The following is a 19584-nucleotide window of genomic DNA, read 5'->3' as shown; positions in this document are numbered from 1 at the left end:
GAGTGTAGGGAGTGCATTGTGGCTTGTGAAACGCTAATATTTGTCACATGCATTCAAAAATTTTGCAGGCAGAAAATGTGGTCTGAATACTCTCTGGAAGTGGTTGATGCCGTCGCCCGGAACGGCAGCTTTAGCGCGGCGGCGCAGGAGCTCCATCGGGTGCCTTCCGCCGTCAGCTATACCGTGCGTCAGCTCGAAGAGTGGCTGGCCGTCCCGTTGTTTGAGCGCCGTCATCGTGATGTGGAGCTGACCCCCGCCGGGGTCTGGTTTTTACAGGAAGGGCGCTCTGTTATCAAAAAAATGCAGATCACCCGCCAGCAGTGTCAGCAAATTGCCAACGGCTGGCGCGGGCAGTTGTCGATCGCGGTGGACGATATCGTGAAACCCGCGCGGATGCGCCAGATGATCGTGGATTTCTATCGCCATTTTCCCGATGTCGAGCTGATCGTTTTTCAGGAAGTGTTCAATGGCGTATGGGATGCGCTGGCCGACGGCCGCGTGGAGCTGGCGATTGGCGCAACGCGCTCTATTCCGGTTGGGGGCCGCTATGCGTTCCGCGATATGGGGATGCTGAGCTGGGACTGCGTGGTGGCGAGCGATCACCCGCTGGCGAAGATGGCGGGGCCGCTGAGCGACGATGTCCTGCGCAACTGGCCGTCGCTGGTGCGGGAAGATACCTCGCGTTCGTTGCCCAAACGGACAACGTGGCTGCTGGATAACCAGAAGAGGGTGGTGGTCCCCGACTGGGAATCGTCGGCAACCTGTCTGTCGGCAGGACTCTGCGTCGGCATGGTGCCAAGCCATTTCGCCCGGCCATGGGTGGATCGCGGCGAGTGGACCGCGCTGGCGCTGGAAAATCCGTTTCCGGATGCGGCCTGCTGTCTGACCTGGCAGCAGAATGATGCTTCGCCGGCGTTAAACTGGATGCTGGACTACCTGGGGGACAGCGACACGCTGAATCGGGAGTGGCTGCGGGCGCCGGAGTGATCCGCGCCCGCCAGTGCTTTAGCGACGATAGTCGACAAACGGGCCATCCGCCACCGAGCGGCGTTCGACCAGCCGAGGGTGCACTTCAATAGACTGCGACTCTTCGCGCTTGTTGACGATACGATCCAACAGCATATTGAACGCGGCTTCGCCCAGCGAATCTTTCGGCTGATGAATGGTGGTTAACGCCGGGCTGAAATAGCGGGCATTGCGCACATTATCATAACCGATCAGCGAAATGTCCTGCGGCACGCGCAGCCCCATTTCATCCGCGGCGCAGATAGCGCCCATCGCCATAATGTCGCCGCCGCAGAAGACCGCCGTTGGACGGTGTTGTTGGCTCAGGATCTGCTGCATGGCGCGGTAGCCGGACTCCGGCTCGAAGTCGCCCTGTACAATCCAGTTTTCCGGCACGCTGATATGCGCCTCTTTCATCGCCTGCATGAAGCCGGCCAGTCGCCCCGCGCCGGTGTTGCGCTCCAGCGGGCCCGGGATCACGCCGATTTCGCGGTGACCGCGTTCAATCAGGTAACGTCCGGCGATATACCCGCCCTGGAAGGCGTTATCGATTACCGCATCGGTAAAGTCAGCTTTTGCTTCGCCCCAGTCCATCACCACCATCGGAATATGGCGATACTCTTCCAGCATGCTCAGGACGGAATCAGGGTATTCGGAACACATCACCAGCAGACCGTCGACGCGTTTTTGCGCCATCATCGACAGATAGGCCCGCTGTTTTTCCGGGTCGTTCCAGGCGTTGCCGAGGATCAGGGTGTAGCCCTTCTGGAAGCAGCTCTTTTCAACGGACTCAATGATTTCAGCGAAATAGGCGGCTTCGCTACTGGTCGCCAGCAGGCCAATCGATTTTGTATGATTGACTTTCAGGCTGCGGGCCACGGCGCTCGGCGAGTAGTGCAGCTCTTTAATCGCCGCCCATACCGCATTGCGCGTCTCTTCGGCAACGAAACGGGTTTTGTTAATTACATGTGATACAGTTGTAGTGGAAACGTTTGCGCGCTTCGCTACATCTTTAATAGTTGCCATTACATCTCACTCCATGCCTTGACCTGATCGCCTGATCATCGATACGTAAACGTTTGCCTACACACACCCTGAATACAATTTTCAACATTGCATCACGTCGGGAAAACGACACAGAACGACAGGAAGGGGTCAATGGCCGATACGCTTTTAAATTAGCGTGGGATTTTGTCCGATCTTGGGGCAAAGTGGAAGAGCAAAAATGTGCATCGCCCTAAATCCCGGAAGATTTTTGCGATTTTTTGTGCAAAAATGAGCAAGCTCACTTTTGGTGTGGGGATAACAAGAGGGAAAAATGATGGATACCAATTTAAAGTTTTCGCTGATCACCACGATTATTGCCCTCGGCGTGATCGTCGCATTCAGCCTGACCGCCATACTGCACTAATGTTCCGATGAGGGAGGAGCGCGGCCTCCTCCCCGTATCCCGCCATTATTATCAATTCTGCAAAAATCTTTTGTCATTTCGTTCACTTTTGTTTTTTTGTGATTGATGTCATGCTTTTGGCTTCTGATGTTACGCCGTCCTCCCTGACGGTCTGATGGAGTCATTGAATGAAAATCAACTTTCCTTTACTCGCGCTGGCGATCGGCGCCTTTGGCATCGGGACCACCGAGTTCTCCCCGATGGGATTGCTGCCGGTGATTGCCAAGGGCGTGGACGTCTCGATACCGGTAGCGGGAATGCTGATCAGTGCGTATGCCATCGGCGTCATGGTCGGCGCGCCGCTGATGACCCTGCTGCTGTCCCATCGCGCCCGACGCAATGCGCTGATTTTTCTGATGGGGATCTTCACCGTCGGCAACCTGCTGTCATCCATGGCGCCGGATTACACCACGCTGCTGCTGTCGCGCATTATTACCAGCCTCAACCACGGCGCCTTTTTTGGCCTGGGGTCGGTGGTGGCGGCCAGCGTGGTGCCCAAGCACAAGCAGGCCAGCGCGGTGGCCACCATGTTTATGGGCCTCACCATCGCTAATATCGGCGGCGTGCCTGCCGCGACTTGGCTTGGAGAAACCATCGGCTGGCGGATGTCCTTCCTCGCCACCGCGGGGTTAGGCCTGCTGGCGATGGTGAGCCTGTGGTTCTCCCTGCCGAAGGGCAGCGCGGGCGAGCGGCCGGATGTCAAACAAGAGCTTTCGGTCCTGTTACGGCCGCAGGTGCTTTCTGCCTTACTGACCACCGTGCTGGGCGCCGGGGCGATGTTTACGCTGTATACCTACATTTCGCCGGTACTGAATACGCTGACCCATGCTTCATCGCTGTTTATCACCGCGATGCTGGTGCTGATTGGAGTTGGTTTTTCGCTGGGCAACTATCTGGGCGGCAAATTCGCCGACCGGTCGGTCTCCCGCACGCTGAAAGGCTTTCTGCTGCTGCTGATGGCGATCATGCTGGCGATACCGCTGCTGGCGCAATCCCAGGCGGGTGCGGCCATCAGTATGATCGTCTGGGGCGCAGCCACCTTTGCGGTAGTGCCGCCGCTGCAGATGCGAGTGATGCGCGTGGCGCATGAGGCGCCGGGTCTCTCTTCTTCGGTGAATATCGGGGCGTTCAACCTGGGCAACGCGCTGGGCGCCGCCGCCGGCGGGGCGGTGATCTCCGGCGGACTGGGATATGCGTTTGTGCCGGTGATGGGCGCGATTATTGCCGGTCTGGCGCTGCTGCTGGTCTGGTTTAGCGGACGAGCGCAGCCGGAGGAGGCCTTTGCCAGCCAGTCTTAAACGGTGGGGAAGGGTGTAAAAAAAACCGCAGCAGGGGTCACTCTGCTGCGGTTTGTCGTTTATGCGGCCAGGTTAGCGGCAACAAACTTCCAGTTAACCAGCGCCCAGAAGTGGTCCAGATAGCTTGGACGGGCGTTACGGTAGTCGATGTAGTAAGCATGTTCCCAGACGTCAACGGTCAGCAGCGGCTTCGCGTCGGTGGTCAGCGGGGTACCCGCGTTGCTGGTGGAGACGATAGCCAGGCTGCCGTCGGCATTTTTAACCAGCCAGGTCCAGCCAGCGCCAAAGTTTTTCGCCGCGGCGTCGGTAAATTTGGCCTTAAACTCTGCGAAGCTGCCGAAGGATTTGGCAATCGCGGCCGCCAGCTCGCCTTCCGGTTCGCCGCCGGCGTTCGGCGCCAGGCAGTTCCAGTAGAAGGTGTGGTTCCAGACCTGCGCCGCGTTGTTGAAAACGCCGCCTTCAGAGGTGCGCACGATCTCTTCGAGCGATTGACCTTCGAAGGCGGTGCCTTTGATCAGGTTGTTGAGGTTAGTGACATACGCCTGGTGGTGTTTACCGTAGTGGTATTCCAGGGTTTCTGCGGAAATGTGCGGCGCCAGGGCGTCTTTTGCATATGGTAATGCAGGTAATTCAAACGACATTGCTACTCTCCTTATAACTTTTTTGTTTTATCTCACATTGACAAGATGAGGTTTTCACCTGAATCGCGTTCTGACCGCCCGACGCTGTCGCGTCCCGGGCCTGTTATTGTATTGAGAATGTTAACATTTGCCGCAGTCAGTGAAAAGCCTTACAATGATAAAGGCTATTATCGCCGGCGCAACTGCCGAAGGCTTAACCGTTTTCTGTGGAGCGGCGCGTTAAGACGCCCGTAGATGTTGCAAAAATGTATAAGTAAAAGGAGGCTGGGTCTCCAGCCTCTCACCGCGATGGTTAATTTCTCAGCAGGCCATCTTAAGACCCCGCAGCGCAAACGGCTGAGTGAAAATAAGCATTTTAAATCAAATAATTATTGACGCTATGCTTTCAGGCAATCGCCGCTATGCCAATAATTCATTGTCTATTTTGATATTTGTATGACAAATATAGCCGCCGGCAGTAATTTCCACAGGATGGCTACGATGGCAAAAACAGATGAAGTGGTAAGCCCGAAAATGATCCCGGTCGTGCAGGGGATCGTTGACTGGATCGAAGCACATATTTTTGACACCCTGCCGGTAAGCGCGATAGCGAAAAAGTCCGGCTACTCGCACTGGTATTTCCAGCGGCAATTCGCCATGGTGACCGGCTGCACGCTGGCGAGCTACGTCAGCCGCCGGAAGATGACCATCGCGACAATCTACTTAACGCAGACCGAGGCCTCCATGCAGAGTATTTCCCAACGTCTGGGGTACGACGGGCAGGCGGCGTTCTGCCGCACCTTTCACCGTCACTTTGGCATGTCGCCCACCCGCTATCGTCGGGAAGCGCCAGTCACAGAGGCGAATATGCAGTTTCCCCTGACGGTGGGGGCGGAGAACGCGCAGGTGAAGAGGGCTGCCGCCGTAGCGGCAGACCGGGATCAACGAATGGTTTTCGGGGTCATGACGCGACGGGCGCCGACGTAATGGCGTACCCAGTAATCTTCGCTCAGGGAGGTGATTTGAATATCGCGCCCCGTGCGCGGGGACTGAATGAATTTCCCGTTGCCGACGTAAACGCCAACGTGGTCGGCAGTGCCGCGTCCGCGGGTGCGGAAGAAGACCAGGTCTCCGCTCTGCAGTTCGTCACGATCGACCGGACGCGCATCGCGCAGGTGGTACATTTCATTGGCGGTACGCGGGATATGAATCTTGACCAGGTCTTTGTAGGCGTAATAGACCAGCCCGCTGCAGTCGAACCCGGTGCGCGGCGAGGTGCCGCCCCAGCGATACGGTTTACCCAGCTGGCCCATCAGTTTGTTCATGGCGGTACTCTGCGCTTTTTGCACCCGGACTTTATGCGCGTCGGCGATCGTCAGATTCGCTTCGCTGGCCTCGGGTTTACAGCGTTTTTTATAGCCCTTACGCACCACGCATTTGCTTTTGACGCTGTTCAGCGCCAGGGCCGGCTCGGCGCTGGCGGCCACCGTTTTTGCGCACTGCTTTTTATACCCTTTACGCAGCACGCATTTTTTCGTGGCGCCGGCGGACTGACGATGAAGCGCGGTTTGGCTTGCTGCGGTAGAGCGGGTAGGGAGCCGGGTGCTCGAGGATTTTTTACTGGTGGTTTTAGCGGTGGTTTTACTTTTTTGACTGGTTGCTTTTTTCTTGCGCTCTGAGCCGCTTTTCGCGGGCAACGCCTTTGGCGAGGCGGAGGCGTGCGTATGCCCTGAAGCCTGAGCCAGTGGCGTGAATGAGATAGATGTGAACAGTAATGCACAGAGCGATATCGCGATTTTGTTTAGCCGCGCCACTGAGCAATCCCCTGATTAATTACAGACATGTACAAATGCCTGACGATGAATGACAAACCGGAACGATTCTAAAGCATAAAAACCCGGAAAGTTAATATTCTTTTGTATCAAAAATGTCGATTGGTTAACGATTGCAAGAAAACGCGTCAGACATTGACCGCCTCGCACAGAAAATGCGCAACGCGCGCCTGCCCGCGACGGCAAAATGATATTTTTAAGGCAACTTCGCGCAACAGAAGATAAAATATGAATAGTGAAAAAAATGTTATTATCGGTCCTGCCCTCGGGACGCTACAATGACAAGTTACTGCCGTAGAAAGAAGTTTAAGGAAGCACGACAATGAGCTCGACTTTAGAAAAGATCCAACGCCAAATCGCTGAAAACCCGATCCTGCTGTACATGAAAGGTTCGCCGAAGCTGCCAAGCTGCGGTTTCTCCGCTCAGGCCGTTCAGGCGCTGTCCGCCTGTGGCGAACGTTTTGCTTACGTTGATATCCTGCAGAACCCGGATATCCGCGCCGAGCTGCCAAAATATGCCAACTGGCCGACCTTCCCGCAGCTGTGGGTGGACGGTGAACTGGTGGGCGGCTGCGATATCGTCATCGAGATGTACCAGCGCGGTGAACTGCAGCAGCTGATCAAAGAGACAGCGGCGAAATACCACACTGACGAGCCGAAAGCGGAATAATTCCCGCGGTCAGTAAAAAAGCGACTTCCTGGAAGTCGCTTTTTTTATCACTCCGGCGTCGCCACCGGCAGCGGCCAGCCGCCCAGACGCTTCCAGCGGTTCACTATCTCGCAAAACAGCTGTGCCGTCTGCTCGGTATCGTAGAGGGCGGAGTGGGCCTGCGCGCCGTCGAACGGCATACCCGCGGCAATACAGGCTTTCGACAACACCGTCTGGCCCAAAGCCAGCCCGCTCAGCGCGGCGGTGTCAAAGGTGACAAACGGATGGAACGGGTTGCGTTTAAGCCCCGCCCGTTCGGCGGCGGTCATGGTGAAGCTGTGGTCAAATGTGGCGTTGTGCGCCACCATGATAGCCCGACTGCAGTCGCTCTCTTTCATCCCTTTGCGTACCATTTTGAAGATGGCATGCAGAGCGTCGTATTCGCTCACGGCGCCGCGCTCTGGATCGTGCGGGTTAATCCCGTTAAAGGCCAGCGCTTCGGGCTGAAGATTGGCGCCCTCGAAAGGTTCAACATGGAAATGCAGCGTTTCATCGGGCATCAGCCAGCCTTGCTCATCCATCTTCAACGTAATGGCGGCGATCTCCAGCAGGGCGTCGGTTTTGGCATTAAATCCTGCGGTTTCAACATCAATCACCACTGGATAAAAACCGCGGAAACGGTCGCACAGACCATTCAGTTGAGCGTTCTCGGACATCAGATTCTCTTAGCTGGAAAAAAGTAGCGCGCATTATGGCAAATTTTGCCACGGCTTGCAGCAGGCAGGGGTGAAAACAACGGGCGCCGCAGCGCCCGGGCGAACGAGGATAATGAAGTCGCTATGGTCGGGGGGGTTAGTTGCCCAGCCCTTTGCCGGCGTCTTTCTCTTCAATCAGCTCGATTTTGTAACCGTCAGGATCTTCCACGAAGGCGATAACGGTGCTGCCGCCTTTTACCGGCCCGGCTTCGCGGGTAACGTTGCCCCCGTTCTGGCGGATCCGCTCGCAGGCTTCGGCGGCGTTGTCGACGCTCAGCGCGATGTGACCGTAGGCGGTGCCCAGCTCATAGCTGTCCACGCCCCAGTTGTAGGTCAGTTCGATCACCGCGGTATCGCTCTCTTCGCCGTAGCCGACGAAGGCGAGGGAGTATTTGTACTCCGGGTTTTCGCTGGTGCGCAGCAGCTTCATGCCCAACACATTGGTATAGAAGTCGATAGAACGTTGCAGGTCGCCAACGCGCAGCATGGTGTGGAGTAAGCGCATAATGTCCCCTATGCAGTTTATTTGATAGATCAGAGCCTTGAGTATAGCGGCGATACGTCGCCGCTATCAATGGAGGGATTACAGCGTAGGATAATCGGTGTAGCCTTCCGCGCCACCGCCGTAGAAGGACTCCGGGCGCTGCGGGTTGAGCGCCGCTTTTTTCTGCAGGCGGGCAACCAGATCCGGGTTGGCGATGTAATCGCGGCCAAAGGCCACGGCATCAATCAGCCCTTTGCCGATCAGGTCGTTGGCTTTTTCAACGGTGTAGGCGCCAGCGCCAATGATCACGCCCGGGAAGCGGTCGCGAACTTTCTGACGGAAGGCTTCGCTGTACGGCTTGCCGCCCGCCCAGTCCGGCTCGGACATGTGCAGATAGGCGATACCGCGTTTCGCCAGCTCGCTAATCAGATACAGCGCGTCTTCTTCTTCGTTCGGGCCATTATCCACATTCTGGAAGCTGCCAATCGGCGACACGCGGATGCCAATCCGGTCGGCGCTCCACTCTTTGCTCACGGCGTCAACCACCTCCAGTACCAGACGGGCGCGGTTTTCCACGCTGCCGCCATACTGGTCGGTACGCTGGTTCGCCGACGGCGAGAGGAACTGGTGCAGCAGATAGCCGTGGGCCGAGTGCAGTTCAACCAGATCGAAACCGGCGTCACGGGCATTGCCCACCGCCTGACGGAAATCATCGACGATCCCCGGGATCTCTTCGGTTTCCAGAGCGCGAGGCATCGAGGTATCGGCGCGGATGGCGTGGCCGTTTTCGTCGCGCAGCGAGGTGCGGGTGCCGGCGCTCAGCGCAGAAGGCGCTACCGGGGCGGCGCCGCCGGGCTGCAGGCTGCTATGGGAAATTCGCCCGGTATGCCACAGCTGCACGGCGATATGGCCGTTTTCCGCGTGAACGCCGGCGGTGATTTTCTGCCAGGCGGCAATCTGCTCCGGGCTGTGCAGCCCTGGCGCGCCGGCATAGCCTTTGGCCTGGGCGGAAATCTGCGTCGCTTCGCTGATGATCAGCCCGGAGCTGGCGCGCTGACGGTAATATTCGCCCATCAGCGGGGTAGGGATATCGCCCGGCTCGATGCTGCGCAGACGCGTCAGTGGAGCCATAAATACGCGATTAGGGACGGTGACGGCACCGACTTTCAACGGGGTGAATAATTTTGATTCCGACATAATGACTCCTGAGTAGACCGGTCGTCTAGGAACTGATGAAATAAAAACGCCTGTTAAACAGCAGGCGCCGCAATAATCTGTTTCGCGTGGGCAAGGGCGCTCTCCAGCGGCGTTGCGCTACGCGTTATTTTGGCCTGCAGGTTGGCGCCTAGCCACAGGGAATAGAGCACCTGCGACAGGGTCATGGCCTCGCCGTCAAATGTCAGACTGCCTTCCTGGCGCCCTTTCTCCAGCGCGTCGCCCAGCAGGGCGATGATCTGGCTGGCGCCGTGGTTCATGGCGGTGCGCATGTCTTCCGACAGATCGCAGACCTCTGCCGACAGCTTGACGGTAAGACACCCGCTAATAATTCCCTGCTGGTAAAACTGATTCAGCGTGTGCTGATAGTAGGCCAGCAGCCGATCGCGATAGCTGCCGTCGCCATGGGCGAAGTGCTCGACCAGGCGCTGCAGATATCCGGCGAAATGGTTTTCCAGCAAGGCGACGCCGAAGGCTTCTTTAGAGCGGAAGTAATGATAGAAAGAGCCCTTGGGCACTTCCGCCGTCTTCAGGAGTTCGCTCAAGCCCATGCCGGTAAAGCCGCGATGCATGCAAAGCCGCTCGCCGGTGGCCAGAATATGTTCTCGGGTATCACAATCGCTGTGTCTGTTCATGGAGCACACTGTAGTAGACCGATTGGTCTAATGCAAGACCCGGCGCAAAAATGTTAGCTGGCGCAGCACGTAGTGAACAAAATTTGCGTCAGCGCGGGGAAACGTCTTCAATGAAAGGAGATGAGGGGACAGGAGGCGTGTGGTGGCAGAGCAGTTAGAATTTTTCCCGGTGCAGAGCCCGTGCCGGGGAATTTGTCAGACCGATGAGCGCGGCTACTGTCGCGGCTGTTTCCGTAGCCGTGAGGAACGTTTTAACTGGCAAACGATGAGCGATGCGCAGAAACAGGAGGTATTGCGTCTGTGCCGTCAACGTCTGCTGCGCAAAATCCGCGCAAACAGGCCAGAGGCGGCGGAAGAACCGCAGCAACCCTCACTGTTTTAAGCCAAAAATTACGTATACTCAGAGCACTTTTTTATTGAGGAAGCGGTTATGGTTCAGCGTATTGCTATGGCTCCCCAGGGGCCGGAATTTTCGCGTTTTGTGATGGGCTACTGGCGTCTGATGGACTGGAAAATGTCGCCAGGCGAGCTGGTCAGCTTTATCGAACAGCATCTCGATTTAGGCATTACCACCGTCGATCACGCCGATATCTATGGTGATTACCAGTGCGAATCCGCCTTTGGTGAAGCCCTGAAGCTGGCGCCGCATCTGCGTAGCCGAATGGAAATTGTCAGCAAATGCGGCATTGCCACCCGGGCGCGCGCTGAAAACACCATCGGTCACTACATTACCGACCGGGACCACATCGTGCTCAGCGCTGAGCAATCGCTGCGTAATCTGGCGACGGACCATCTCGATCTGCTGCTGATCCACCGGCCGGATCCGCTGATGGACGCCGACGAGGTGGCTGAAGCCTTCCTCGCGCTGCATCACAGCGGCAAAGTACGTCATTTCGGCGTCTCGAACTTTTCCCCTGCCCAGTTCACCCTCCTGCAGTCGCGCCTGCCGTTTACGCTTGATACCAACCAGGTGGAGATCTCGCCGGTGCATCAGCCGTTGCTGCTCGACGGTACCCTCGATCAGCTGCAGCAGCTGCGTATTCGCCCGATGGCCTGGTCCTGCCTCGGCGGCGGCCGCCTGTTTAATGAAGAGGGCTTTCAGCCGCTGCGCGACGAGCTGGCCCAGGTGGCCCACGAGCTTAACGCCGACAGCATCGAGCAGGTGGTTTATGCCTGGGTGCTGCGCCTGCCATCGCAACCGCTGCCGATTATCGGCTCGGGCAAAATTGAGCGTGTGCGCTCGGCGATTGTGGCTGAAAAACTGAGTATGACCCGCCAGCAGTGGTTCCGTATCCGCAAAGCCGCGCTCGGTTACGACGTGCCATAACAGGCATTTCGCCTCCGGAAACCTGTTCCTGGTTTACACTTAACAGGGAGACAGCCATCCGGAGGTGTTATGCAACGATGTATTCTCGCTATCCTTTCCCTCGCATTTTGCGCTGGCGCGCAGGCCGTCAGTGAAGATGTGCAACTTAATCTCGTGACCAGCCAGGGCGTTGGTCAATCCATCGGCAGTGTAAAAATCACCGAAACCGACCGCGGACTCGAATTTGCTCCCGATCTGCGAGCGTTGCCGCCGGGTAAGCACGGCTTTCATATCCATGCAGAAGGCAGCTGCCAGCCGGCGATGAAAGAGGGCAAAGCCGTGGCCGCCGGAGCGGCGGGCGGACATTACGATCCGCAACATACCGGTAAACATGAAGGGCCGCTGGGCACCGGACATCTTGGCGATTTGCCCCTGCTGGTGGTCAACGACGCGGGCGTGGCTGACCAGCCGATTATCGCTCCGCGTCTGAAAACGCTGGCGGAAGTGAAAGGCAAAGCGCTGATGGTTCATGTCGGCGGCGATAATATGGCCGACAGTCCGCAGCCGCTGGGCGGCGGCGGCGAACGGTTTGCCTGCGGGGTGATTAAGTAATCTTTTCGCCAATCGTTCCGGCGACCGGAGCCTGTTCCAGCTGCGATAGCGCGCAATACAGTCGCCAGATCGCGGCGGCCAGCTCCCGGGCCGCCGGCTGATGATGGTGGTTCAGAACCTCGCAGATCCGCAGCAGCTCCTGCAGCGTGGTGGCCAGCGGCCGCTGCTGCACGCCGCGCTCGCTCATGACATCGCGCAGCAGGTTGATACACAGATCGCGCACCTGGGCGAGCGGATCGGAGCGGGTTTCCCACTCACGAAGCTGCCAGACCACGTGGGAGCAGTTCAGTAAGACCACTCCCCAGCGCAGTAGCCAGCGGCGGGCCAGCGCATCCTGGCTCTGACTAAGCTGGCTGACGTGGTGATATACCAGCGATTCAAATTCGTGCTCGCTGTGCTGGGGGCGGCGGCTGAGCTGATCGACAAAGTGACGCCGTAACGCTCTGATGTGCCGTCGCCCTTTGCGGGCGTCCGAGCCGGGACTGAGCACCGCAAAAGCCAGCCACGCAAAGCCCACGCCGACAATCTTGCTTAAATTGTCATTGAAAAAGGCCGCATAGTCGTACACCGGTGGGTTGGTGACGGAGATAAACGAGCCCATAAAGACGATAAGCTGCCCCCACAGGCCGGCAAATTTTGGCCACTGCAGCTTGAGTAACTGCATGGTGGTCAGCAACGGGAACAGAAACAGCAGGAACTGCCACAGGTCGGTGATCTGCACCATCAGGCCAAATTTCACCACAAAACTGAACAGCGACAGCAGGACCAGGGTCTGCATCAGCAGGGTCAGCGAGCGAAACGGCGAGGTCGACACCGAGTAGAGTACGCAGCAGATGGAGGCCAGGGTCAGGGCCGCCGCGCAACTGGTCCACTGGGTACTGATCCCCCACGCGCCTATCGCCACCAGGGCGCAAAAGGTACGAATGCCGTTGAGCAGGGCTTCCGCCTGGTCCGTGTGACGGGTCAGCGCGGGTGCGGAAGGAACATTGAACTCGGCGATCGCCGAGGCATTTTCAACCCGGCGGATCCAGCGGCTGCTTTCCAGATAAATGCGGCAGAAATAGCGTAACCGCGCCCAGAAGGCGAGGTGGCGGTAATCCGCGCCCGGCGGCGGCGCCAGCGGCGCCAGAATGCGGGCGACGTGATAGCTGTCAGCATGGGCGGTGGCGAGCTCCGCAAGCAACGACTCCAGCACCTGGCGGGTATTGGCCGGGGCGTCAGGCCAGTTCAGCAGCATACGCCGCAGGCTGGAAATGACGCTGGTCATTCGGAGCTGCTGGTGTAGCAGGTAGTTCAGCAGGGGATTCTGCCGACGGAAGCGGTAGTGGCTCCAGAAGGCCTGGATGCGCAGCAGGTTCATGGTCAGGATCTGGCCAATTACGCTTTCATGGGCGGTGCGGATAGCATCCGTCGTTTCCGGTACCCACAGCAGACTGGCGTGCTCCAGCAGGCGGGCGTGCATGGTTTTCAGAGCCGTCAGCAGGTTGCTGCCATCGGAAGTGCTGGGCAGGATCATCATCATCAACCCGCCGCACAGGATCCCGACGATGACTTCGCAGACGCGCGACTGGGCAATCACCCATAGCTCGTAGCTGTCGCTGATATTAATTACCGGAAAGGCGATGATGGCGCAGGTATAGCCCGCCAGCTGAAAGGCGTAGGCCACGTTGTTGGTGAACAGGGCGCAGGCCCAGGTGCAGAGCGCCAGCCAGCCGGAGATACTGAACAGGAACAGCCAGGGATCGTTGAGCGTATGGCCCGCCAGCAGCAGGGCGGCGCAGGCGCCGAGCAGGCTGCCGGCAATGCGGCCAAAACTTTTACTGATCACCCCGCCGACGGTGGGAAAGCTGACCACCGCCGCGGAGGTCATCGCCCAGTAGGGCTCATCCAGATCCAGCGCGTAGGCGATGCTCAGCGCAAGACACATGGCGATGCCGTTACGCAGCGCGTATCGCCACTGCGGTCGGGTGGCTTTAACCCAGGGCAGCGTGCGCCATGACAGGGTCTGCAGATTCATCACTGTCCGCCGATCGAGACGGTGCAGGTGGTGCCGGAGACCAGAGTGACATCGGCCGGCAAGCTATCAAAGGCAATCCGCACCGGGACGCGCTGGGCGAGGCGGACCCAGGGGATATTCGGTTTGATATTGGCCACCAGCCCGGTTCCCTGTTCCACGCTCTGGTCGACAATCGCGCGACCGATGCTGGCGACATGCCCCTGCAGCGTCTGCTGATTGCTGTAGAGAATGATTTGCGCCGGATCGCCGATGCGAATATGGCGCAGTTTGGTCTCTTCAAAGTAGCCCAGCACATAGAACGAATGGCTGTCCACCAGGGCAAAGACCGGATGGCCGGTGGTGGCGTAATCACCGACCCGGGTGGAGAGGTTAGTCACCCAGCCGTCCACCGGCGCTTTGACTACCGTCTGGTTGAGCTGCCACTGCGCATGCTTCAGCGCCGCCTCGGTGACACCGACTCCCGCTCTGGCGGCCGCCAGGGTGGTGGTGGCGGTATTCAGGGCGGTATTGGCGTTTTCAAGGTCTTCAGCCGAGATGGCATTCTGCGACAGGTTTCTGCGACGGCGGGCCTCGCTGGCGGCTTTGCTTTGCTCTGCCTGCGCTTTCGCCACCTCAGCTTGCGCTTTCGCCAGCTGCGCCTGGGCGTTCAGCACCGCAATGCGGTAGGGGGTGTCGTCGATGGTAAACAAGACTTCACCGGCCTTGACCCGCTGGTTATCGGCCACGTTAAGCTGCAGAATACTGCCGGAGACCTGAGGGGTGATCCCGACCTGCTCGGCGCGCACTTTCCCGTCGCGGGTCCAGGGGGACTGAGTGTAGAAATTCCATAACAACCACGCGGCAACCAGTGCGATGGCCGCCACCAACAGCGTTGACAAATATTTTAATTTTTTCATAGCAGGTAGATCACCAGGCAATCAATAACAGCAGGGCCAGACAGACCGAGAGCGCGAACAGGGAGAGATCCATCAGCAGGGGATGCCAGATGTCGCCCGCATACATCCAGTCACGCAGCTGGCGATGTAAAAACAGCCAGATAAAGAAGCCCAGCAAGACGGCTTTGAACAACGGAGGGAAATAGACGGATGCGCCGAACATCAGGTCCTGCAGCGGCAATCCGGATGAATTAAGACTCAGTTTCACAAGCAAAAATCCTTTGCCATAACAGGGATAACCTCAGGAAGTGCTACTCTTTAACAGTGTAAATCATTGTTTTGGTTTTTGTTGAATCAAGTAATTCATTTGTTTTGATTATTCAAATGCTGCACACTATTCTAAAATCAGTATAATAACTTAGCAAGCTAATTATAAGGAGATGAAATTGGAATCGCCACTTGGTTCTGATCTGGCACGTTTAGTTCGCGTCTGGCGCGCGCTAATCGACCATCGCCTGAAACCTCTGGAGTTAACGCAGACCCACTGGGTCACGCTGCATAACATCCACCAGCTGCCGCCTGAGCAGTCGCAGATCCAGCTGGCGAAAGCCATCGGTATTGAACAACCGTCGCTGGTGCGTACGCTCGATCAGCTGGAGGAGAAAGGGCTTATTTCTCGCCAGACCTGCGCAAGCGATCGGCGGGCCAAACGCATCAAGCTGACTGAAAAAGCCGAACCGCTGATCAATGAGATGGAAGAGGTGATAGGCAAGACCCGCGATGAAATCCTCACGGGGGTCTCGAAGCAGGAAGTGGAGACGTTGCTCCACTTAATTCGTAAACTTGAACAAAATATCCTCGATCTCCAGGCAAAAGATTAATCCTTTTGCGGCCCGGGCTATCCCGGGCCTTTTTTTACCCGCCCTGGCGTCGCCAGATCACCACCCGGTTACGTCCGCTGTTTTTTGCTTCATACATGGCTTCGTCCGCACGCTGAACGCACTCCTCCGCCGTCACACTTCTGTCATGGGTGGTATACACCCCCATGCTGATGGTCATCCGCTCTGGCAGAGCGGTCTGCTCGGCGCTGACCGCCAGACGGATGCGCTCGGCGATCGCCTGCGCCTCGTTCTCTGAGGTGTTGACCAGCAGCAGGGCAAACTCCTCACCGCCGATGCGGGCGGCGACATCATCCTTGCGCGAATGGCTGTCCAGCACCGAGGCGGCAAATTGGATCACCTTGTCGCCGGCGATGTGGCCGTAGTTATCGTTGATGCGTTTGAAATGGTCGAGGTCGCTGATAATCACCGACAGCGGATGCTGGGCCTTCACCTTCGCCAGCTGCTGGTTTAGGCTGTCATAGAAGAAGCTGCGGTTATAGAGGCGGGTCAGTGGGTCGCGGATCGAATTCTGGTAGGAGTTGACATACTTGTGGTTAGACTCCCGATAGAGGATAAAGACGTCGACCAGCAGCACCAGGATCAGGAACAGGGTGCACAGCGTTTCAAAAAAACGCGCCTGATACCAGGCCTGATCGAGTTCCCCAACGGTAGAGAGCAGCCGGAAGAGGGTGAACAAATATGCGCTGCAAAAAAAAGCGCCGCTATACCAGAAAATATTGCGCAGTTTACTCAAGCAAATTATTAATATTAGCGTGATAAACCAGACGGCCATCAGCAGCCAGCTGATAATACTTTTCCACAGCGGGGTGAAAGTATGATTCAGGTCGTCGATAAAATTGATGCTCAGTTTCGGCGAGTGGCTGGAGTACAGCCATGATAAAAAAATAATGGTTAATACAAGAACAATACATGCCGCGAAAGTCATTACATGGGCTTTCCAGGAATGCATGATGCGCCGGCGGAAATAATACAAAATAATTGATGACATGAATAAGACGGCCATCATTATATTGCGAAAGAAATAATATATGACGGCGTCATTTTGTTTCACCACCGGCGAGGGATTACAGCTGAGCCAGTCCGGATAGCTGCTCAGCGTGCCCAGCATCAGCAACGCCGAACAGGCAAAGCCGAAAGCGACAGGGGTCAGATACAGGCGACGCTTGCTGCTCCAGTATTTCATGCCCATAAAACAGGCAATAGTGATATGAAACACCATCAGAAAACTGGTCAGCAGAGGAAATAGTGTAGATGAAGTGCTGTTGAATCTGGTGTGAAAAAAGTCCGTCAACCCGGTCATGCCGACCCCGGCCAGTAAACAAATACAAATATAAACGATAAGACGTTTAACGATATGATTCATGTGTTTGGGCATAGACAATATTCCACAGGGAAAAGCAAGGGTAACGATATTGCGTCGACATTAAAAGAGTAATGTGCAGAAGAGTAGTCGGGGATGACTGATAAAATATTGCGCAGGCGCAATGATTAATGCAATTCAAAAATTAAGATGTCTGAATGCTAATGCGTAGCTATTAGGGTGTAATAAATGCAGAGGAAAAATACGATGCGGCATAACCGGCCGCATCGTCAGAGGGATTATCGAGGAGAGACGGTGACCTGGCTGCCGCTGCCGGCAATCGCCACGCGCTGACCCACGGAGAATGGGGTGCTGCCCTGTTTCTGCACCACCATAATGGTATTGCCGTCATCCTTACGGATTTCCAGTTCCACGCCCTGGGTTTTATTCATCGCACCCTGCACGCCCTGACCGGCTACGCCGCCCGCGACCGCACCTGCCGCTGTGGCCAGAGAGCGTCCGGTACCGCCGCCGATGGTGTTCCCGAGGAACCCACCCAGCACCGCACCGCCAATCGCCCCGATGGCATTGCTGTCGTCGCCGCTCTGGATCTGTACGGCGCGGGTATGCACGATGGTACCGTATGTCACGCTCTGCACCTGTTTGGCTTCAGATGCGGAATACACATCGCCGGACAGGCCGCTGCTGCTCACGCAGCCTGCGAGCGTGAAACCAATCATCGATACAGCCAAAACACGTAAAATCATTTATGAATCTCCTGTTCACCGAAGGTGTTCAATTGAACGTCCATGCGGTTAATTATATGGCATTTAGTCGTCGGCGGGCATAGCTTCTCTCCGGACTATACAAAAAATAATAATTAATGGTGCTTCAACCTTAACTAAACGCCGGTTCTTTACGATGTTCTCTGAATTGTCGCTCTATTGTTAAAAAGTATTATTACAACATAGCATTAGCGGACACTTTATGGTGGAGTGAAGGACATACAAGGGTCATGGAATGAAGGAACAACGTATGAGATCGGGTCGCTTTATTGGCGTTATGTCTGGTACCAGCCTTGATGGTATTGATGTCGTTTTGGCTGCCATCAATGAAAACATGGTGGCGCAGCAGGCCAGTCTCACCTGGCCCATCCCACACGCGATAAAAGAAGAGATTCTGGCGATTTGCCAGGGCCAGTCATTGACCCTTTCACAGCTAGGTCGTCTGGACACCCGACTGGGGCGGCTGTTTGCCGATGCCGTGCTGGCGCTGATGCGACAGGAAAAGCTCAAACCCACCGACGTTATTGCCATCGGCTGCCATGGACAGACCGTATGGCATGAACCCCAGGGCGACGCGCCGCATACGATGCAAATTGGCGATAACAACCAGATCGCCGCCCATACCGGCGTCACCGTGGTGGGGGATTTTCGTCGCCGGGATATGGCGCTTGGCGGGCAAGGGGCGCCGCTGGTGCCGGCATTCCATCATGCGCTGCTGGCGCACCCCGTTGAGCGGCGGATGGTGCTCAATATCGGCGGGATCGCTAATGTATCGCTGCTGGTGCCGGGCCAGCCGGTGCGGGGCTATGATACCGGACCGGGAAATATGTTGCTGGACGCCTGGATCTGGCGCCAGCAGGGCAAACCGTACGATAAGGACGCCCAATGGGCCAGCGAAGGTAAAGTGCTCCTGCCGCTGCTGCAGGATATGCTGAGCGATCCATGGTTTGCCCTGCCGGCGCCGAAAAGCACCGGTCGGGAATATTTTAATTACGGCTGGCTGGAGCAGCATCTGGCTCGTTATCCTGGGCTGCGCGGGCAGGATGTGCAGGCAACGCTCGCGGAATTAACCGCCGTGACCATCAGTGAGCAGGTATTGTTAAGCGGCGGCTGCGAGCGTTTGTTAGTGTGCGGCGGCGGCGCGCGTAACCCATTGTTAATGGCGCGCCTGGCGGCCCTGCTGCCGGGAACCGAAGTCTCCACCACCGATGAGGCGGGGATCAGTGGCGATGATATGGAAGCGCTGGCCTTTGCCTGGCTGGCCTGGCGCACGATCGCCGGCCTGCCGGGTAATCTGCCCTCCGTGACCGGCGCCAGCGAAGCCACGGTGCTGGGCGCCATTTTCCCTGCTAACCCGCCGCAGAATCGGAGTTAACTGAAATCTTAAAGACGACGCGACCGGTAAACTGGACAAGTTAAGCGGAGGGCGGAGTGCCCTCCGTGACCGGGAAAGTCGAAGGCAAACGAATGAAAAAAATTCTTATCGCAGTTGTACCTTTTATGCTGGCGGGCTGTAGCTACTACAACCAGTTTGTCGAGCGGATGCAGACGGACACGCTGGAGTATCAATGCGACCAGAAACCGTTGACGGTCCATCGCAATAACCAACGCCAGCAGGTTAGTTTTATCTATGACAATCAGCAGTTGAATCTGTCAGAGGGGCTGTCGGCTTCCGGCGCGCGCTACACCGACGGCGTCTATGTCTTCTGGTCGAAAGGCGATACCGCCACCGTCTATAAGCGCGACCGCATCGTCCTCGATAACTGCCAGCTGCAGACCGCCAAACGTTGAGATTTCTGTCCGGGGGGCGCACAATAACGCCACCTTTTGACTATATCCTCAAT

General features: G+C 56.9%; 23 protein-coding genes. 11 read left to right on the top strand and 12 right to left on the bottom strand.

Annotated elements, in window-relative coordinates:
* The first annotated feature begins 75 nt into the window (after positions 1 to 75).
* Complete coding sequence (gene punR, locus ACOI7Z_RS05305) at positions 76 to 987, top strand: DNA-binding transcriptional activator PunR (RefSeq protein WP_004202889.1); 912 nt, start codon at positions 76 to 78, stop codon at positions 985 to 987.
* A gap of 18 nt (positions 988 to 1005) precedes the next feature.
* Here punR and purR read toward each other — a convergent pair whose 3' ends face one another.
* Positions 1006 to 2031, bottom strand: a complete 1026-nt coding sequence (gene purR / locus ACOI7Z_RS05300) for an HTH-type transcriptional repressor PurR (RefSeq protein ID WP_004202888.1) — start codon at positions 2029 to 2031, stop codon at positions 1006 to 1008.
* Between the two features lie 295 nt (positions 2032 to 2326).
* Here purR and ACOI7Z_RS05295 point away from each other — a divergent pair, with 295 nt between their 5' ends.
* Together ACOI7Z_RS05295 and ACOI7Z_RS05290 are read left to right on the top strand one after the other, a co-directional pair.
* Positions 2327 to 2416: a YnhF family membrane protein gene (locus tag ACOI7Z_RS05295; RefSeq protein ID WP_004152976.1), complete on the top strand. Its 90-nt coding sequence runs from the start codon at positions 2327 to 2329 to the stop codon at positions 2414 to 2416.
* Between the two features lie 167 nt (positions 2417 to 2583).
* The gene (locus ACOI7Z_RS05290) at positions 2584 to 3753 is read left to right on the top strand and encodes an MFS transporter (RefSeq protein WP_086075321.1); all 1170 of its coding nucleotides are present in this window, start codon (positions 2584 to 2586) and stop codon (positions 3751 to 3753) included.
* 59 nt (positions 3754 to 3812) lie between these two features.
* Here ACOI7Z_RS05290 and sodB read toward each other — a convergent pair whose 3' ends face one another.
* Positions 3813 to 4394 (bottom strand): superoxide dismutase [Fe], encoded by a 582-nt coding sequence (sodB, locus tag ACOI7Z_RS05285; RefSeq protein ID WP_023289943.1) that lies wholly within the window; start codon positions 4392 to 4394, stop codon positions 3813 to 3815.
* 480 nt (positions 4395 to 4874) lie between these two features.
* Between sodB and ACOI7Z_RS05280 the strand changes: the two genes are divergently transcribed.
* A complete protein-coding gene (locus ACOI7Z_RS05280; protein WP_023289942.1) occupies positions 4875 to 5360 on the top strand; it encodes a helix-turn-helix domain-containing protein in 486 nt (161 codons plus the stop codon).
* On the opposite strand, the gene ACOI7Z_RS05275 is transcribed toward ACOI7Z_RS05280, so the two are convergent.
* Positions 5315 to 6187 carry a C40 family peptidase gene (locus ACOI7Z_RS05275; RefSeq protein ID WP_065881518.1) on the bottom strand — a complete coding sequence of 291 codons (873 nt, stop codon included), beginning with the start codon at positions 6185 to 6187 and terminating at the stop codon, positions 5315 to 5317. The two genes, ACOI7Z_RS05280 and ACOI7Z_RS05275, sit on opposite strands and share 46 nt — an antisense overlap.
* A 340-nt stretch (positions 6188 to 6527) precedes the next feature.
* Between ACOI7Z_RS05275 and ACOI7Z_RS05270 the strand changes: the two genes are divergently transcribed.
* Positions 6528 to 6875: a Grx4 family monothiol glutaredoxin gene (locus tag ACOI7Z_RS05270; protein ID WP_002907768.1), complete on the top strand. Its 348-nt coding sequence runs from the start codon at positions 6528 to 6530 to the stop codon at positions 6873 to 6875.
* Between the two features lie 47 nt (positions 6876 to 6922).
* On the opposite strand, the gene rnt is transcribed toward ACOI7Z_RS05270, so the two are convergent.
* The 4 genes from rnt to ACOI7Z_RS05250 all read right to left on the bottom strand — a co-directional run bounded on the left by rnt (position 6923) and on the right by ACOI7Z_RS05250 (position 9943).
* Complete coding sequence (gene rnt / locus ACOI7Z_RS05265) at positions 6923 to 7570, bottom strand: ribonuclease T (RefSeq protein WP_004202881.1); 648 nt, start codon at positions 7568 to 7570, stop codon at positions 6923 to 6925.
* Positions 7571 to 7706: 136 nt separating this feature from the next.
* Positions 7707 to 8114 carry a lactoylglutathione lyase gene (gene gloA / locus ACOI7Z_RS05260; RefSeq protein WP_032453119.1) on the bottom strand — a complete coding sequence of 136 codons (408 nt, stop codon included), beginning with the start codon at positions 8112 to 8114 and terminating at the stop codon, positions 7707 to 7709.
* Positions 8115 to 8192: 78 nt separating this feature from the next.
* On the bottom strand, positions 8193 to 9290 hold the full coding sequence (locus ACOI7Z_RS05255; protein ID WP_087849269.1) for an alkene reductase: 1098 nt from the start codon (positions 9288 to 9290) through the stop codon (positions 8193 to 8195).
* A 53-nt stretch (positions 9291 to 9343) separates the two neighbouring features.
* A complete protein-coding gene (locus ACOI7Z_RS05250) occupies positions 9344 to 9943 on the bottom strand; it encodes a TetR/AcrR family transcriptional regulator (protein WP_087849268.1) in 600 nt (199 codons plus the stop codon).
* A gap of 139 nt (positions 9944 to 10082) precedes the next feature.
* On the opposite strand from ACOI7Z_RS05250, the gene ACOI7Z_RS05245 reads away from it, so the two are divergent.
* The 3 genes from ACOI7Z_RS05245 (at position 10083) to sodC (ending at position 11861) form a co-directional block, all read left to right on the top strand.
* On the top strand, positions 10083 to 10325 hold the full coding sequence (locus tag ACOI7Z_RS05245) for a DUF1289 domain-containing protein (protein WP_017901094.1): 243 nt from the start codon (positions 10083 to 10085) through the stop codon (positions 10323 to 10325).
* A 48-nt stretch (positions 10326 to 10373) separates the two neighbouring features.
* Positions 10374 to 11270 carry an aldo/keto reductase gene (locus ACOI7Z_RS05240; protein ID WP_087849267.1) on the top strand — a complete coding sequence of 299 codons (897 nt, stop codon included), beginning with the start codon at positions 10374 to 10376 and terminating at the stop codon, positions 11268 to 11270.
* Between the two features lie 69 nt (positions 11271 to 11339).
* On the top strand, positions 11340 to 11861 hold the full coding sequence (gene sodC, locus ACOI7Z_RS05235) for a superoxide dismutase [Cu-Zn] SodC (protein ID WP_023289937.1): 522 nt from the start codon (positions 11340 to 11342) through the stop codon (positions 11859 to 11861).
* Here sodC and ACOI7Z_RS05230 read toward each other — a convergent pair.
* From ACOI7Z_RS05230 to ACOI7Z_RS05220, 3 genes are read right to left on the bottom strand one after another with little or no spacing between them, the layout of a single operon-like run.
* Positions 11854 to 13878, bottom strand: coding sequence for an FUSC family protein (locus ACOI7Z_RS05230; protein WP_087849266.1), 2025 nt, complete (start codon positions 13876 to 13878; stop codon positions 11854 to 11856). The two genes, sodC and ACOI7Z_RS05230, sit on opposite strands and share 8 nt — an antisense overlap.
* Positions 13878 to 14774, bottom strand: a complete 897-nt coding sequence (locus ACOI7Z_RS05225) for an HlyD family secretion protein (protein WP_065881522.1) — start codon at positions 14772 to 14774, stop codon at positions 13878 to 13880. The genes ACOI7Z_RS05230 and ACOI7Z_RS05225 overlap by 1 nt, the downstream gene beginning before the upstream one ends.
* Before the next feature lie 10 nt (positions 14775 to 14784).
* A complete protein-coding gene (locus tag ACOI7Z_RS05220) occupies positions 14785 to 15021 on the bottom strand; it encodes a DUF1656 domain-containing protein (protein WP_023289934.1) in 237 nt (78 codons plus the stop codon).
* A gap of 172 nt (positions 15022 to 15193) precedes the next feature.
* Here ACOI7Z_RS05220 and slyA point away from each other — a divergent pair, with 172 nt between their 5' ends.
* On the top strand, positions 15194 to 15634 hold the full coding sequence (gene slyA, locus ACOI7Z_RS05215; protein WP_025710835.1) for a transcriptional regulator SlyA: 441 nt from the start codon (positions 15194 to 15196) through the stop codon (positions 15632 to 15634).
* 34 nt (positions 15635 to 15668) lie between these two features.
* On the opposite strand, the gene ACOI7Z_RS05210 is transcribed toward slyA, so the two are convergent.
* Together ACOI7Z_RS05210 and slyB are read right to left on the bottom strand one after the other, a co-directional pair.
* Positions 15669 to 17030, bottom strand: coding sequence for a GGDEF domain-containing protein (locus tag ACOI7Z_RS05210; protein ID WP_065881523.1), 1362 nt, complete (start codon positions 17028 to 17030; stop codon positions 15669 to 15671).
* A gap of 224 nt (positions 17031 to 17254) precedes the next feature.
* Positions 17255 to 17722, bottom strand: coding sequence for an outer membrane lipoprotein SlyB (gene slyB / locus ACOI7Z_RS05205; RefSeq protein WP_002907749.1), 468 nt, complete (start codon positions 17720 to 17722; stop codon positions 17255 to 17257).
* Between the two features lie 268 nt (positions 17723 to 17990).
* Between slyB and anmK the strand changes: the two genes are divergently transcribed.
* Together anmK and mliC are read left to right on the top strand one after the other, a co-directional pair.
* Entirely contained in the window at positions 17991 to 19115 is a 1125-nt protein-coding gene (gene anmK, locus ACOI7Z_RS05200) for an anhydro-N-acetylmuramic acid kinase (protein WP_023289931.1), read from the top strand.
* Between the two features lie 92 nt (positions 19116 to 19207).
* Complete coding sequence (gene mliC, locus ACOI7Z_RS05195; protein ID WP_032428867.1) at positions 19208 to 19531, top strand: C-type lysozyme inhibitor; 324 nt, start codon at positions 19208 to 19210, stop codon at positions 19529 to 19531.
* Positions 19532 to 19584: the final 53 nt, after the last annotated feature.

This window comes from Klebsiella sp. C283 (assembly GCF_048822555.1).
Classification (GTDB): domain Bacteria; phylum Pseudomonadota; class Gammaproteobacteria; order Enterobacterales; family Enterobacteriaceae; genus Klebsiella; species Klebsiella quasipneumoniae.
Note: the sequence above shows the minus strand (reverse complement) of the source record. Positions and strands in the feature narration are given on the sequence as shown.